The sequence below is a fragment of the Acinetobacter sp. 1000160 genome (genome assembly GCF_000588715.1).
In the GTDB taxonomy this organism is placed as follows: Bacteria; Pseudomonadota; Gammaproteobacteria; order Pseudomonadales; family Moraxellaceae; genus Acinetobacter; species Acinetobacter courvalinii.
In genome coordinates this window covers 618,556-633,627 of record NZ_JFWP02000001.1, presented here as the reverse complement: position 1 = coordinate 633,627, position 15,072 = coordinate 618,556, and the positions used below count along the sequence as shown (strand labels likewise).

At 42.6% G+C, this 15,072-nt stretch carries 13 protein-coding genes; 8 read left to right on the top strand and 5 right to left on the bottom strand.

What is annotated here, in order from left to right; translation table 11 throughout:
* Position 1: 1 nt before the first annotated feature.
* Positions 2-2,416, bottom strand: coding sequence for a penicillin-binding protein 1B (gene mrcB / locus J699_RS15290; RefSeq protein ID WP_005230907.1), 2,415 nt, complete (start codon positions 2,414-2,416; stop codon positions 2-4).
* A 234-nt stretch (positions 2,417-2,650) separates the two neighbouring features.
* Here mrcB and J699_RS15295 point away from each other — a divergent pair, with 234 nt between their 5' ends.
* From J699_RS15295 to J699_RS15305, 3 genes are all read left to right on the top strand, one after another.
* A complete protein-coding gene (locus J699_RS15295; protein WP_032869750.1) occupies positions 2,651-3,559 on the top strand; it encodes an NAD(+) kinase in 909 nt (302 codons plus the stop codon).
* Positions 3,556-3,828: a YeaC family protein gene (locus J699_RS15300; protein ID WP_032869357.1), complete on the top strand. Its 273-nt coding sequence runs from the start codon at positions 3,556-3,558 to the stop codon at positions 3,826-3,828. The genes J699_RS15295 and J699_RS15300 overlap by 4 nt, the downstream gene beginning before the upstream one ends.
* Positions 3,829-3,929: 101 nt before the next feature.
* Positions 3,930-4,430, top strand: coding sequence for a hypothetical protein (locus J699_RS15305; protein WP_032869359.1), 501 nt, complete (start codon positions 3,930-3,932; stop codon positions 4,428-4,430).
* Positions 4,431-4,492: 62 nt separating this feature from the next.
* Here J699_RS15305 and J699_RS15310 read toward each other — a convergent pair whose 3' ends face one another.
* Positions 4,493-5,491: a glycosyl transferase family protein gene (locus J699_RS15310; RefSeq protein ID WP_032882698.1), complete on the bottom strand. Its 999-nt coding sequence runs from the start codon at positions 5,489-5,491 to the stop codon at positions 4,493-4,495.
* A gap of 247 nt (positions 5,492-5,738) precedes the next feature.
* Between J699_RS15310 and J699_RS15315 the strand changes: the two genes are divergently transcribed.
* Positions 5,739-6,884 (top strand): acyl-CoA dehydrogenase family protein, encoded by a 1,146-nt coding sequence (locus J699_RS15315; protein WP_032869363.1) that lies wholly within the window; start codon positions 5,739-5,741, stop codon positions 6,882-6,884.
* Positions 6,885-6,934: 50 nt separating this feature from the next.
* On the opposite strand, the gene J699_RS15320 is transcribed toward J699_RS15315, so the two are convergent.
* Positions 6,935-7,561, bottom strand: a complete 627-nt coding sequence (locus J699_RS15320; RefSeq protein WP_032869365.1) for a hypothetical protein — start codon at positions 7,559-7,561, stop codon at positions 6,935-6,937.
* Between the two features lie 116 nt (positions 7,562-7,677).
* Entirely contained in the window at positions 7,678-8,616 is a 939-nt protein-coding gene (locus tag J699_RS15325) for an alpha/beta hydrolase (RefSeq protein ID WP_032869752.1), read from the bottom strand.
* Between the two features lie 195 nt (positions 8,617-8,811).
* Here J699_RS15325 and pheA point away from each other — a divergent pair, with 195 nt between their 5' ends.
* The 4 genes from pheA to J699_RS15345 all read left to right on the top strand — a co-directional run bounded on the left by pheA (position 8,812) and on the right by J699_RS15345 (position 14,481).
* Positions 8,812-9,921 (top strand): prephenate dehydratase, encoded by a 1,110-nt coding sequence (pheA, locus tag J699_RS15330; protein ID WP_004772565.1) that lies wholly within the window; start codon positions 8,812-8,814, stop codon positions 9,919-9,921.
* A gap of 75 nt (positions 9,922-9,996) precedes the next feature.
* Positions 9,997-12,246: a bifunctional prephenate dehydrogenase/3-phosphoshikimate 1-carboxyvinyltransferase gene (locus tag J699_RS15335; protein ID WP_032869370.1), complete on the top strand. Its 2,250-nt coding sequence runs from the start codon at positions 9,997-9,999 to the stop codon at positions 12,244-12,246.
* A gap of 287 nt (positions 12,247-12,533) precedes the next feature.
* Positions 12,534-12,917: a hypothetical protein gene (locus J699_RS15340; protein ID WP_005286345.1), complete on the top strand. Its 384-nt coding sequence runs from the start codon at positions 12,534-12,536 to the stop codon at positions 12,915-12,917.
* A 103-nt stretch (positions 12,918-13,020) separates the two neighbouring features.
* Entirely contained in the window at positions 13,021-14,481 is a 1,461-nt protein-coding gene (locus J699_RS15345) for an aminoacyl-histidine dipeptidase (protein ID WP_032869372.1), read from the top strand.
* A gap of 18 nt (positions 14,482-14,499) precedes the next feature.
* Here J699_RS15345 and J699_RS15350 read toward each other — a convergent pair whose 3' ends face one another.
* Positions 14,500-15,069 (bottom strand): RNA 2'-phosphotransferase, encoded by a 570-nt coding sequence (locus J699_RS15350; protein ID WP_005230896.1) that lies wholly within the window; start codon positions 15,067-15,069, stop codon positions 14,500-14,502.
* Positions 15,070-15,072 lie beyond the last annotated feature (3 nt).

The following is a 15,072-nucleotide window of genomic DNA, read 5'->3' as shown; positions in this document are numbered from 1 at the left end:
CTTAGTTCTCACCGTTACCGTTATAACTACCGCTGGAAATCACACGTGCCGGGCTACGATTGGATAAGTCTGTATCCATCTGATTTTCACTTTCACGAATATAGTTACCAATGCTATCGTCCTGCTGATCACCCTGTGTTTCATCTGTTTGTGGAATATAGGTCGGTTCCACTTCATAATGAGACTGGCCACACAGCGTGGCACGACGTGGCACAGTTTGGCGCATTAAAGGAATATACATTGCGCCATCACAGCCTTGCGCAGATAAATCACCGCTGGCGCTATCAATCCATTGCCATTGCACGTTATCGGTCTGACGCAGATTAACAGGCTCTTGACGAAGTTGTTTCATCACATTGGTCCAGACAGGAAGTGCACCTGATGAACCAGTTAAACCTGTGACTTTATTGTCATCGAGACCTAGCCACACCACTGCAACATGATTACCCGAATAACCTGCAAACCATGAATCGCGGGTGTCATTGGTAGTACCTGATTTACCCGCCAGATTTAATGATTCAGGCAAGCTGTTATAGGCAGAGCGACCGGTACCAGAACGCATTACTTGTTGTAAGCCAAAGTTCAGGATATAGGCTGCAGCAGGGTCAATGGTCTGTTGTACATTTAAGCCATAACGTTCAAGTAAATGCCCTTTGGCATCCACCACCGTACGGATCGAGCGAGGCGGATATTTAAAGCCACCTGTCGCGAAGTTGCTATAGATGCTCAAGACTTCCATCGGTGACATATTCACTGCGCCCAGATAGATCGAAGGGTAGGCCGGAATATCTGAAGTCACACCAAACTGTCTTAATTTATTGCTGAACGCAGATAAACCAAATTCATTGCCTAAACGGACAGTGGATAAGTTGTATGAGTTGGCTAGAGCTTGTTGCATTGGTACAACACCATGCTCACCACCGCTGTAGTTTTTCGGGGTCCAGCTTTTATCACCATCAATTGGAATATTGACGGCACTGTCTTCAATCGGGCTGGCCCAGGTGTATCGGCCTGATTCGATTGCATTCAGGTAAATGATCGGTTTAAGCAAAGAACCGACTTGACGTTTGGCATCAAGAGCCCGGTTAAAACCGGTAAAGTCCTGAGTTGAACCTACGGCTGCAACCAGTTCACCATTTTCAGGATGGGCAACCAGTACCGCACCTTGCAGGTTTCTTAAACGGCCCGGGTTGGCATTGGCTAAACGGCTGACGGTACTCTTAAATGCGTTCTGTACCTGAGTCTGTGCGATTGGATCAAGGGTTGTGAAAATTCTCAGTCCTTGATTGGTAATATCACTCTCCTGATATTCGGTACGAAGTTGACGACGCACAATATCCAGGAAATCAGGGAATTTAGCAGGGCCTAAGGTTGGCTTGCTGACCACATTTAATGGACGGGCAATTTCATCTTCATATTCAGCATCAGTCAAATAGCCCATCACTTTCATGTTGTTTAAGACAACATCACGGCGTTTTTTCGCTGATTCTGGATTACGCCAAGGATTATACAAAGAAGGGCCTTGAACCAGACCAACCAGAAAGGCCTGTTGGGAAATATTCAGTTCACGCAATGGTAGACCGAAGTAAAATTGTGATGCCAAACCGTAACCATTAATCGAATAGCTACCATTTTGACCTAAGTTCACTTCATTTAAGTAAGCTTCCAGAATCTCGTCTTTGCTGTAATGTAATTCAATCAATAGCGCCATGAGGGCTTCATTGACCTTACGTTTCAGTGTCTTTTCCGGTGATAAATAGAAGTTCTTGACCAATTGCTGGGTTAAGGTTGAACCCCCTTGGCGACGTCCACCTGTTACATTACTGACGACAGCACGTGCAGTACCACGGATCGAAAGACCATGATGGTGATAGAAGTTACGATCTTCCGTCGAGATCAAGGCTTCGATCAGGGTTTTAGGTACTTTATTCAGTTTAATGAGAACGCGGTCTTCATTATGTTGCGGATAGATACCACCGATCAATAAAGGTTCTAAGCGAGCAATCCCTGTATTTGAGGGTTTGGTAGAGCGCACTTCACTGACTTCGCCATTGGCAAAGGCCAGTTCCAGCACCTGTTCAGGCTCAGTACTATCACCGTAGTCGAAACCACGGGTATGCACATACATCTGGTTGCCCTGAACCACATAGCTACCCGACTTGTCGTAGTTAGCCGTATTCTTATATCCCAGTAATTTTAACTCTTGGGTAAAATTATCCTGAGTAATCGGTGCATTGGCATAGATTTCCAATGGGCGAGCAAACACCTTGGCAGGGATGTCCCAACGCTGACCTTCAAACTTGTCACGAATAATATTATCCAATCGGATCAGATAGATACTAAAGGCAACAAAGACACCTATCACTAACATTGAGAAAATGAGTGCTAGAAAACCAATACCACGTTCAAACTTCATAGATTTGCGTTAAAACCAAAACAATGACGGTAATGATGCGATAGCTTATTGTCATTTTGCAATCATAAAACTGTGAATAAATAGCAACATGCAATAAAAAGTTTAAGCATGTGTTGACATTAAAGGTATAAAAAAGCAACGGATAGACATTTTTATACTTTTTAATCAATCATCAACGCAACATAGGTTGTTAATGATATGATAGTCGATAACCGCGACGGAGCTGAATTATTCGTGCAAATTTCACATAAATCCTTTCGAAATATTGGTCTCATTGGACGACCAGACAAGTATTCTGTAGTAGAAACGTTATGTTTAATTCATGATCATTTGATCAATTTAGGTTTAAACCCCGTTTTTGATCAGGAAACCGCAAAACTTGTCCCCTATAGTCATGGTCAGACCGTGAGCCGAAACTTATTGGGTGAAGTCGTTGATTTAGTGATTGTGGTGGGTGGTGATGGTTCATTGCTCCATGCTGCACGTGCTTTGGTACGCTATAGTACGCCTGTGCTCGGCATTAACCGGGGGAGACTCGGTTTTTTAACCGATATTAAGCCAGCTGAAGCCATTTTTAAACTGGATCAGGTGTTACAAGGCCAGTTTCAACTGGACCGCCGTTTCTTACTGGAAATGGAAGTGCGTACCAATGGTGAAACCATTTATGATGCGATTGCATTGAATGATGTGGTGTTACACTCAGGTAAATCGGTGCATATGATCGATTTCGAGCTGAACATTGATGGGCAATATGTTTATCGTCAGCACAGTGATGGTCTGATTGTTTCAACCCCAACGGGCTCAACGGCGTATGCACTTTCAGGCGGAGGGCCGATTCTGCATCCTAGTATGGATGCGATCGCGCTGGTGCCGATGCATCCGCACACCTTGTCATCACGTCCGATCGTGGTGGGTGGACAAAGTGAAATCAAGATTACCATTCGTGAAAATCGTGTTCTGCCGATGGTGAGTGCCGATGGTCAACATAGTGTTGCATTAAATGTAGGTGACACGGTGCATATCCGCAAACATCCGTTTAAACTAAGCTTATTACATCCACCAGGTTATGACTTTTATATGGCATGCCGTACCAAATTAGGGTGGAATCAAGATTTTGAATCTTTTCAACAGGATGACTCATGAATATTGAACAAATGCTCGCTATTTTAAATCCTGAAATTGTTGAGCGTCTTCGTACTGCTGTTGAAATTGGTAAATGGCCAAATGGCGTTGCACTCACCAAAGAACAGCGTGAAACCTGTATGCAAGCCGTTTATGCCTGGGAAATGGAAAATTTACCAAAAGAACAGCGCAGTGGTTATATTGACCGTGGTACCAAAAAAGATGGTGAAGAGTGTGATGACGACCATCACAAAAATGAACCTGAATTTCAGCCGATTCGTTTTGTTTAAGATGAATTGAATGATTAGAATGCTCCGATGATCGGGGCATTTTTTATAAGACTAGTGATTAATCGACTCTGAGTGTTAATTGGAAGGTTCTTACAAATTGTATGACGAAGAATAATAAAAAATACTTAACGTTATTTCTTTGCTTATTCATTTCGGCCTGTGACCCATATATGGCAGGAGATGATGAAATTGTTCAACATGTTCATTTAGACAAATTAACTGCTTCTCAAATCAGCGGGATGAGTGGTGATATTTTTACATTTAATATGGTGGCTGAAAGAAGCCTTCACCATTTTTATATTCAGGGAAACTATAAATATTCACATTTTAAATGCACGCCCATACAAGATTATGTCGTCATCGGATCTGTTTCGATTGATGAAGAGCATGTTGAACATGGGAGGTATATTTCATCGGGTTCTTTTAAAGTCTGTGAAGATGAATCCATGAATACCTGCCTCAGGAAGACGCAGATTGAGGGGTTATTAACAGATAATCTTTCGTGCCGGCTTGTTGTTGGGGGGCTTTTCAAAAAAAGTAAAGTTATTGCTGATTCTATTGTGATTACGAGAGATTCAATCCTTGAATCGAAAAATTTATAAAATAGTCTGTATATTTTATTCAATGAATGGCGATTTCTTTTACTTGAAATCGCCATTTTGACTTAGTTCAGACGCTTTTCCCATAGTGTTTTGGCTTTATCCATCGCTTCATCATAGCTATTGACTACACCCATGGTATACAACGCAATTCCCATGGTTTCAACGACTGCCAATTCACCATATTCATGCGTCTGCTCACCCAGCCAGACTGCTTTAAACACAGCCAGATCAAGTTCTTCTTCAATCGGACTACGGTCTGGTGTCAATTTTGGAAGTTCGTATTCGTACAACCCACCATTTTTAATCCCGCAAATCAAGGTCTTGGCATCAGGATTACGTTCAAACTCACCACCTTCACCTTTAATCACGGCACTGTTTTGATAACCCAAACGAAACGCTGTCTGTTGATGTGAACTACGATAAGCAGGGTGGAAAATGGCTTGTAAAGTGGCTTTGGCATTAAATGGATTAATCAGGCGTGCCAGTGTGTGAATCGGAGAGCGCAGTCCCATCACATTTCGCAGTGAAATCAGGTCACTTAAAATCGGTGAAATTGCTTCCAGTGGCAGGGAGGCAAAGTTGTGCTGTTCAAGTTGCTCACGGACATCCTGTTGATTCTGGCAAATAGAATAGCCTAAGTACTGCAAAACCTGCTCAGTATAAACACGGTTAATAGTATGACCCGCTGCACCATGCATCACAATTTTATAACCATGATGCGCTAAAGTGAGTGCTGCCAATAAGAACCAAGGATAGTGTTTACGTTTGCCTGCATAAGACGACCAGTCCAGATCGACCTCAAGTGGCTGAAAGTTGAGTTGATCACGCGTGGCTTGAACAAAACCTGCCAGTTCATCAACGGATTCTTCTTTAACACGCAACAACATCAAGAATGCACCCAACTGCACATCCAGTACTTCATCTTGCAAGATCATGCTAAAAGCGTGATAGGCCTCTTCATAACTCAGCGAACGTGAACCGGTTTTACCTTTACCCAAAATACGAACATATTGAGCAAATGGATGTTCTGCAGTTTTATAGATATTTCGTTTTGTGTTCATGGCCGTATTGAGGATTGTCACTGAGAATGAGATCAATATGACATAAAATCGGGTCAGGTAGCATAAAAAAACCAGCAAGCTGTTTAATCAATAAGCAATTGTGGTTTAAAGAACCAAGATGCAAACAAAATTATTGACCGAATCAGTCTAGTGATTTGATGTAAACGGGACATGACATCCTATCTAAAAGTTATTAGCATGACTGCGAACGAATTTTTAAGAACAAAGAAAGCGAAAGGAAATAATGATGTTAGCTTACGATGCAGATTTGGAACTCTTCCGTGATAACTTTAAGCGCTTTATGAGCGAGCAGATCGCACCGCATTATGAGCAATGGGAACGCGAAGGCATCATGCCACGTTCAGTATGGACGGCATTGGGCGAAAATGGATTTTTGTGTGTCGATGTCCCGGAAGAATACGGTGGTTATGGTGTGCCAACCCATTATTCACTCATGTTGGTCGAAGAGTCGGCGCGTGCGGGCTACTGTGCATTATCAACTGCAATTTCATGCCACTCTGAAATCGCTGCACCTTATATCCAGCACATTGCAACAGAAGAACAAAAACAGTACTGGCTACCAAAAATGGTGTCAGGTGAAGTGGTGGGTGCCATTGGCATGACTGAACCAGGTGCTGGCTCAGACTTACAGGCGATGCGGACCAGTGCCATTTTGCAAGATGATCACTATGTGCTAAATGGCTCGAAAACCTTTATTTCAAACGGTCAACATGCTGATCTGGTGGTGCTTGCAGTGAAAACTGATCCTCAAGCACGTGCTAAAGGTGTGTCACTGATGCTGGTGGATACGCATCTGGAAGGCTTTAAAAAGGGCACTAACCTCGACAAAATCGGTTTGCATTCACAAGATACTTCAGAGTTGTTCTTTGATAATGTCAAAGTGCCGAAAGATCAATTACTGGGTCAGGCAGGGCAAGGGTTTGCTTATTTGATGCAGGAGCTTCCACGTGAACGTACTGCGATTGCTGCCACTGCTTTAGGCGCAATTCGTGGTGCAATTGAATTGGCAACGGCGTATGTCAAAGAGCGTCAGGCCTTTGGTCAGGCAATTTCACAATTCCAGAATACCCGTTTTGTCTTGGCACAAGCGAAGATTGATGAGTTGGCAACTGCTGCTTTCTATAACCAAAACGTTGAGCTATATAACGAAGGTAAACTGGATGTAGAAACTGCTGCGGCATTGAAGAGCTTCAGTACTGACATGCAAATGAAAGTTGCAGATAACTTGCTTCAGTTATTTGGTGGTTATGGTTATATGACTGAATACCCGATTTCACGTTTCTTCGTTGATGCGCGTATTCAGCGTATTTATGGTGGAACCAACGAAATCATGAAAGAAATTGTGGCGCGTGGCATTATCGGTAAAGCTTAATCCGCATTTATCTCGTCAAACAGCCTGCTTGAAAGCGGGCTGTTTTGTTTTTACGATTTGTTCGATCGATAAAGAACTGGATAATTTTGCTGTTTAGGCAATTGCTGTAGGGCTTGATTGATCTTGCGTAGAAACTCATCGGCTTCATCTTGCCGAAAAAGGTCTTCCGTATATTCACTGCGTTGTTGAAAGCGGCCACAGCCTCTTATTTGCATATTAGATGGATTAAATGACCAGTCATTTGGGTTTTTTAGATAAATGCTTAAGTCACTTTCACAACTTTTCCATAAATTTAAGAACACATTCGATTGTTCTGATTTAAATCCCATTGCAGGGTAGACGCTAAAACCTTTCATTTCGGGATTTGAAAATTGAAAAAACTTATCAACCGGCATACCTCCCCAAAGGATTGCGGTATTTTCTGGCAAGGTGATGCCTGTTAGGTTTTGTTCTTTTAAGGCATGCGTTTGCTGATGCATCTGTCTAAAGTGTTGTGATTGATAAGTCAGTTTGGTTTGAGACGGGACAGGTAGTCCACGAACTTGATTGCTTAGCGGGGTGATAAAGTAAGGCGATCGGTCGGTGCCATTGCAACCTGCAATCATAGGGCAGCCACCACATGCCGTTAAACCGATACTGATTAGACTCAATAAACCTAAGCTGGAAATCTTATGCATTGTATTTAACTATTGTTATGAGATCTTTTCGCAGTATAACCAATCTATCTTATCAAAAGGTCTGAATTTAAGCGGAGAGAATCGTTCGCTTAAATTCAGTTGTGTTTATTCAAGATTTATGGCGTTGGTTCATCAAATAGATTTGAACAACTTTGCGGCTGACAACCTGCCAACATAATCGCTTTCGGCAAGCTGGCATACATATTGGTGAGATGCTGTTCGGCAGGATGGCTGTAATTCCAGAACAAGAAATGCTTTGAACGTTGCTGATTAAAGTTTTGATAGAAGTTGTTCTGCTTTTGCAAGGATTCAGCATCTAGTGTTGGGCTTCGTCCATGTTCATGCGTACCCACTGTGGTCATCAGCATGATCTCTTGAGCACGATTTGCTTTATTCTTTAACCAGTTCTTTTGTTTGTTGAGCAGTGCATAATCATCAAACCAGAGTGAAGGGCTGGCGGCAATATAACGTTGGAACATGTGTGGTTGGCTAAAGAAAGTGTGTAAAACAAACAGTCCACCAAAGGAGTGCCCAAATAAACTCTGTTGCTGTGAATTGACTTTAATTTTGGTTTGAATTGCAGGCTTTAGCTCTTTTTCTATAAATTGAATAAATTGGTCTGCACCACCATAAGTGTACTTGGCTTGCTTTTGAAACTCAGCCGATGCCTGAGGTGTATAGTCTAAAGCGCGCTTTTCTACATCAAAAGTGCTTTGTTTAGGGTAACCAATCGCAACAATGGCGACCGGACTCAAACCTAAACGATTGGCACCACCACCCACAGATTTAGCGATATTGGCGGCACTATCAAATGCGGCATTACCATCCAGTACATACAGCACAGGAAAACCTTGCTGTGGAGCTTCACCAGCAGGAACCGATATCTGAATCAGATAATCATGTTTTGTATATTTGGATGCTATTACAAAGCTTTGCTGAATATTGGTCTGTGCTTTGAGAGGCGCTTTATTTGAACTGGAGGTATTGGGTTGAGCAAAAGCCAGTGGTGTTGCCATGAGCAGAGAAAAAGTCAAAATCCCAAGATGTTTAAACATCACTTTATTTACACCCATCAAAATTTTGACAAGTAATATATAATGAAAATCATTATCAATAAAGTTTAATCAGAAAAAGAGTTAAAACTCAGCGTGTTTAATGCTTAAAAGTATTGTTATACTCTAGCTCGGATAATCGATTCATAGATAGATTGTAATCCATTCTTATAGATGATTTTGCTGAGGCTGCATTCAATGGTAAACGATGGACAAAACACATCGAATTCACTTAATTTAGAACAAATTCGTAACGATATTGATAGTGTTGATCAACAAATCCAAGAGTTACTCAACCGCCGTGCGACACTGGCAGAAGCGGTAGCTAAAGCGAAATTTGCATCCGAAGAAAATCCACTGTTTTATCGTCCGGAACGTGAAGCGCAAGTGCTGCGTAAAGTCATGGAGCGTAATCAGGGCCCTTTGTCTGATGCAACCATGGCACGTTTATTCCGTGAAATCATGTCAGCATGTCTGGCGCTTGAAGCACCACAAAGCATTGCATTCTTAGGGCCAGAAGGGACATATACCCATTCTGCGGTGTTAAAGCATTTTGGTAAAGATGCGGTTGTACGTCCATTACCGACCATTGATGAAGTGTTTCGTGAAGTTGAAGCGGGCAGCGCGCACTATGGTGTTGTTCCTGTAGAGAACTCATCTGAAGGGATTGTGAACCACACACTGGATTGCTTTAAAGCATCGACTGTCAATGTGATCGGTGAAGTTGAGCTTCGTATCCATCATCAGTTCCTTGTCTCAGAAAATACCCGTAAAGACAGCATCAAGCAGATTTATGCGCATCAGCAAACCTTGGCTCAATGTCGTAAATGGTTAGATGCACATTATCCGGGCGTTGAGCGTGTTGCACTGAACTCAAATGCAGAAGCGGCACGCCGTATTCGTAACGAATGGCATTCTGCTGCGATTGCCTCTGATATTGCGGCAAGCATGTACAATCTTGAGATTTTACATAGTAATATTGAAGATAATCCTGAAAATACCACACGTTTCCTTGTGATTGGTCGTGAGAAGATTCCTCAAAGCGGTAATGACAAGACCTCGTTATTGATCTCTGCACATGATCGTGCGGGTGCTTTGCTGGAAATTCTTGCGCCTTTTGCCAAGCATCAAATCAGCTTGACCAGTATTGAGACACGTCCGGCATTACCTGAAAAATGGGCCTATGTATTCTTTATCGATTTAGAAGGGCATATCGGACAGGAAAATGTTGCGGCGGCATTGGAAGAAATCCGTCCAATGGTGAAAGAGTTACGTGTACTCGGTTCATATCCAATCGCTGTTTTATAATCCCGTTTTATCGAATGGATAGATGACTTCGGTATCTATCCATATCAAAGTCGTCTCATTAGGCAAATATGTTTTATGTCTCAACCATTATTTAAAAAAGTTGCATTTATTGGGCTTGGACTGATTGGATCGAGTCTTGCCCGTGTGATTGTGGCAGAACAACTTGCATCTCAAATTGTGGCTTCAACCCGCTCAAAAAAAACATTAGAAGATGCCAAGGCACTCGGCCTGATTCAACACGGTTATGCGGCGCCAGAAGAAGCAGTTCAGGATGCAGACTTAATTGTTTTAGCCTTGCCTGTGCGTGCAACACAAAAAGTGCTGGAACAGATCAAGCCTTATCTTGCAGACAATGCCATTATTACCGATGTGGGCAGTACCAAAGGCAATGTGGTTGAAGCTGCAAAAGCAGTGTTTGGAGAAAAGCTACCAGTCGGTTTTGTACCGGGGCATCCGATTGCAGGTGCAGAACATACTGGGGTACATGCGGGTAAAGTTGATTTATTCGTCAATCACAAAGTGATTTTGACCCCACTGCCGACCAGTGCAGCGTGGGCAGTTGAAAAACTGATTCAACTCTGGTCTGCGGCAAAAGCAGAAGTAATTTGCATGGATGTTGCTAAACACGATGAAGTGTTGGCGCATACCAGTCATTTACCGCATTTAATGGCATTCAATCTGGTGGAACAACTGGCAAATCGTGAAGATAATCTAGATATTTTCCGTTATGCAGCCGGTGGTTTTCGGGACTTTTCTCGGATTGCAGCCAGTGATCCACAGATGTGGCATGATATTTTCTTTGCCAATAAAACCGCAATTTTGAATGCGGTTGATGGTTTTGAACAGCAATTATCCGTTTTAAAGAAACTGATTGAACAGGAAGATTCGCAAGCGTTGATGGGGCTATTAGGCCACGCGCAGGCAGCACGCCAACATTTTAATCATATGTTAGCCAAAAAACCTTTGATGGAGAAAAACAAGGTGACACAGCAATTTAGCATTTTACCGGGAAAGAAAACATTTACAGGTAAATTCACCGTACCAGGTGACAAATCTGTGTCACATCGCTCGATTATGTTTGGTGCGATTGCAGAAGGCACTACCCATGTGACCGGCTTTCTGGAAGGTGAAGATGCACTCGCAACTTTGCAGGCATTCCGAGACATGGGGGTGAGCATCGAAGGACCGAAGAATGGTGAAGTCACTATTCATGGTGTGGGCATGCAAGGCTTAAAAGCACCAGCAAGTGCTTTATATATGGGTAACTCAGGCACCAGTATGCGTTTGCTGTCTGGCATGCTGTCTGCGCAAAAATTTGATTCAGTCATGACGGGTGATGCGTCATTGTCTAAACGTCCAATGGAGCGTATTGCCAAACCACTTCGTGAAATGGGTGCACTCATCCAGACTACAGGCGAGAAAGGTACGCCACCTGTGAGTATTACCGGCAGTCAGGCACTTAAAGGAATCCAATACGATTTACCGATGGCATCAGCTCAAGTGAAATCAGGTATTTTATTGGCTGGTTTATGGGCTGAAGGTGAAACGTCGGTGACTGAACCTGAACCAACCCGTGATCATACTGAACGTATGTTACGTGCCTTTGGTTATGATGTAAAAACTGAAGGCAATAAAATCTCGCTTGTCGGTGGTGGCAAATTAGTCGGTACTGATATTCAGGTGCCTTCAGATATTTCGTCAGCTGCTTTCTTTATGGTCGGTGCTGCGATTACCGAAGGTGCCGATGTGGTGCTGGAAGCGGTTGGGATTAACCCGACGCGTACAGGTGTGATCGAAATCCTCAAGCAAATGGGTGCTGACCTGACGGTTGAGAATGAACGTATCGCAGGTGGTGAGCCGATTGCAGATATTCATATCAAAGGTTCAAGAACCCTGAAAGGCATTCACATGCCAGAAGATCAAGTACCTTTAGCCATTGATGAATTCCCGGCATTGTTCATTGCTGCTGCATGTGCAGAAGGTCAAACCGTGTTGACGGGTGCTGCTGAGCTTCGTGTCAAAGAATCTGATCGTATCCAAGTGATGGCAGATGGCTTGAAAATCATGGGTATCGACTGTACCCCGACCGAAGATGGCATTATCATCGAAGGTAAAGGCAAGTCTGGGGACTGGTCACCGATCTTTACAGGTGGTGAAATTGAATCACATCATGATCATCGTATTGCCATGAGTTTTAGCATGGCGGGTCTACGTACTTCAGGTGAAATCACCATTCATGGGACCGAAACCGTAGCGACAAGTTTCCCAACCTTTACCGAGCTTGCAAATTCGGCCGGATTGGATTTAAGTGTAGTCAATCAGTAATCTGATTTGATTAAAGCAGCATTCAGCTCAAGACGGTTGAATGCTGCTTTTTTTATGTATTTATCGCTAAAAAGAATTTGTTAAATGCCTTCACTCAGCGTTTAAATACTTAAAATGATGACTTTGCTGATGTACATATCTAATCGGGTCGAAATTTATCAATTTAACAATACAACTAAGACAATCAGCTAATCGTTTATAGACAATTGTATATATAATAATTCAGAGTATATGCGTTGGATTTGGGTTGTGGTACAGCGCTAAAATATAAAAATAGAGGGAATAGCATGAAAACCTTGCAATTTATCGCAGATTGCCCAAAACATGGAGTGGTCGATCATCCACCGAATGAATGCTATATCACGCAAGAATACGTGGCGGCATTGTTGTATAAACAATTAGAACAATATGGCTTCGATGCGCAGCATATTCGTCATGAACATGAAAAAATTGAAGTATGTATTGACAATCACCAATTGCCGCTTTCGATTTTATGTTCGCAACAGGATACCGAAGGACATATTCTTTGTGAAATCTCAGCCAATCCACAGCAAGAACAAGCTTGGTTTGAGCGCATTGAGACACAAAGTATTATTCGCCAATTGGCCCAAGCCGTGGAAAATAGCTTAAAAGCCGAACATAGTTTTTCTCAGTTTGTCTGGAAAAGCTAAGACAGTTTTACGAATACAATCTTAAATGAAGTGATTTAACATCAAGACCGTTTAGGTGTATGGTGTATATTGGTTTAAACGCTTTATTTGAGAGTATAGGTGCATGATACAGGTCGATTTTTCTAAATTATCTCCGCAAGTGGTCTGGCAACATTTCGAGACCTTATGTACGATTCCTAGACCTTCCAAACATGAACAACAACTCAGACAACATCTAAAAGATTGGGCGGAACAGCGTAACCTAGAAACTTATGTCGATGACGTTGGCAATTTAATTATTCGAAAAGCTGCTACAGCACATAAAGAGCACGTTGCAGGTGTGATTCTGCAAGGCCATTTAGATATGGTGACTCAGGCAAATCGCGGGACCCAACATGATTTCTTCAAAGATCCCATTCGACCTGTATTAAAAGACGGCTGGCTGATTGCTGAAAATACCACATTGGGTGCCGATAATGGCATTGGAGTTGCACTGGCGTTAGCAGTATTAGAATCAAATGATATTGCGCATGGTCCGATCGAAGTTCTGCTAACCATTGATGAAGAGGCGGGAATGAGTGGCGCCCGTTTACTTGAGGCAGGGGTGTTAACTGGACAATGGTTATTTAATATCGATACAGAGGAATGGGGCGAACTCTATCTTGGCTGTGCTGGGAGTATTGATATTGAAGTAGGACAGCCACTTGAATATGAAATAGCACCCGCTAATTTAATTTATGTAGATGTGCTAGTGTCAGGACTAAAAGGTGGACACTCTGGTGTTGATATTCATCTGGGGCGTGGTAATGCCAATGTGATTTTAGCCCATTTCCTCAATGAGTATTTGGCACAATCCAATGGTCGATTGGTTGAATTTGTCGGTGGAACAGCGCGTAATGCTATCCCGCGTGAAGCAGTGGCGACGATTGCAATTGAAACTGAACAACTGGCTGACTTAGAACAAGCAGTTGCAGCAATACAAGCTGAATGGCAGCAGAAACTGCAAGGCATTGATGACCAGCTACAGATCAGTGTACAGCAAAATGCCAACCAGATAAACGAAGTTATTTCATTGCAGCAGCAACAAGCTTGGTTGCAGGCATTGGCAACATGTCCATATGGTATTGCACAGTGGAGTAGTGCTTTACCCGATGTGGTTGAAACCTCGAATAATATTGGTGTGGTCAAACTGACCAAAGATGAGGTCAAAACTTTGATTATGGTTCGTTCGATGGTGAACCAAGAAGCGGTAACATTCGCACATAACATTCAACAGCACTTCGCCAATTTCCAGATTCAATCTGAATTAACGCCCTTAGTCTCAGGTTGGACACCGAATCCAGATTCAGCTGCATTGAAATGCCTACAACAAGCTTATCAATCTGCATTTAAGATTGAGCCAAATTTAAAAGTGATTCATGCGGGCTTGGAATGCGGCATTATTGCGGAGCATTATCCTGATTTGCAGATGGTATCTTTTGGTCCGGATATTCAGGGTGCGCATGCACCGGGAGAGCGGGTTAAAGTGGATACCGTAGAAAAATGCTGGAAGTTGCTGGTGACAGCTTTGGAGAGTGTAGCTTAATTTAATGTTGTAATCAGATCAGACCAATGATCCTGTCTTGGTCTGATCAATCAATGATAAATATTGTGTTGGTACATGTATTGTTAGCCAAACACCATTTTCTGCCTGATGAAACTCAAAACCATCTTTATACATTTGTAGTGTGTTAATCAAAAATAGCACAGGCTTACCATAGCGTTGGCCTACATTCAAAGCCGTTTCTTTATTTTCACTTAGATGCACATAATGGCGCTGTCCAGCGATTAGGCCTTGCGTCTGAATTGAATCTATAAATCGACTCGCTGTGCCATGATATAAATATTGTGGTGGCTCAAGCGCAATCATTTGCCGTTGTACCGTATTTGTTGAGTGGCCTTGCACAGCCCTGATCATCAAACCATCTTCTGAGATTTGGAAGCGTTTTTTATCATTTTGTTCTACGATGACTTGGAGTAATGCTTCATCTAGAGGAACATTGTGTTGTTGTGCAGCTTCAATAAGCTCAGCAATTTTTGCCCAACCTTCTTGATCAAGTTGAAGCCCAATTTGTTCAGGCTTATGTCGTAATATCAGGCTTAAAAATTTGCTTATTTGAGTATGTTCTTTCATATT

What these genes read in the sequence shown, in the direction of transcription:
- J699_RS15300 (WP_032869357.1), top strand. Translation starts at nt 3,556, where the DNA reads ATGAATATTGAACAAATGCTCGCTATTTTAAATCCTGAAATTGTTGAG.
- J699_RS15320 (WP_032869365.1), bottom strand. Translation starts at nt 7,561, where the DNA reads ATGCATAAGATTTCCAGCTTAGGTTTATTGAGTCTAATCAGTATCGGT.
- J699_RS15305 (WP_032869359.1), top strand. Translation starts at nt 3,930, where the DNA reads ATGACGAAGAATAATAAAAAATACTTAACGTTATTTCTTTGCTTATTC.
- J699_RS15335 (WP_032869370.1), top strand. Translation starts at nt 9,997, where the DNA reads ATGTCTCAACCATTATTTAAAAAAGTTGCATTTATTGGGCTTGGACTG.
- pheA (WP_004772565.1), top strand. Translation starts at nt 8,812, where the DNA reads ATGGTAAACGATGGACAAAACACATCGAATTCACTTAATTTAGAACAA.
- J699_RS15310 (WP_032882698.1), bottom strand. Translation starts at nt 5,491, where the DNA reads ATGAACACAAAACGAAATATCTATAAAACTGCAGAACATCCATTTGCT.
- J699_RS15315 (WP_032869363.1), top strand. Translation starts at nt 5,739, where the DNA reads ATGTTAGCTTACGATGCAGATTTGGAACTCTTCCGTGATAACTTTAAG.
- J699_RS15325 (WP_032869752.1), bottom strand. Translation starts at nt 8,616, where the DNA reads ATGTTTAAACATCTTGGGATTTTGACTTTTTCTCTGCTCATGGCAACA.
- J699_RS15340 (WP_005286345.1), top strand. Translation starts at nt 12,534, where the DNA reads ATGAAAACCTTGCAATTTATCGCAGATTGCCCAAAACATGGAGTGGTC.
- J699_RS15345 (WP_032869372.1), top strand. Translation starts at nt 13,021, where the DNA reads ATGATACAGGTCGATTTTTCTAAATTATCTCCGCAAGTGGTCTGGCAA.
- mrcB (WP_005230907.1), bottom strand. Translation starts at nt 2,416, where the DNA reads ATGAAGTTTGAACGTGGTATTGGTTTTCTAGCACTCATTTTCTCAATG.
- J699_RS15350 (WP_005230896.1), bottom strand. Translation starts at nt 15,069, where the DNA reads ATGAAAGAACATACTCAAATAAGCAAATTTTTAAGCCTGATATTACGA.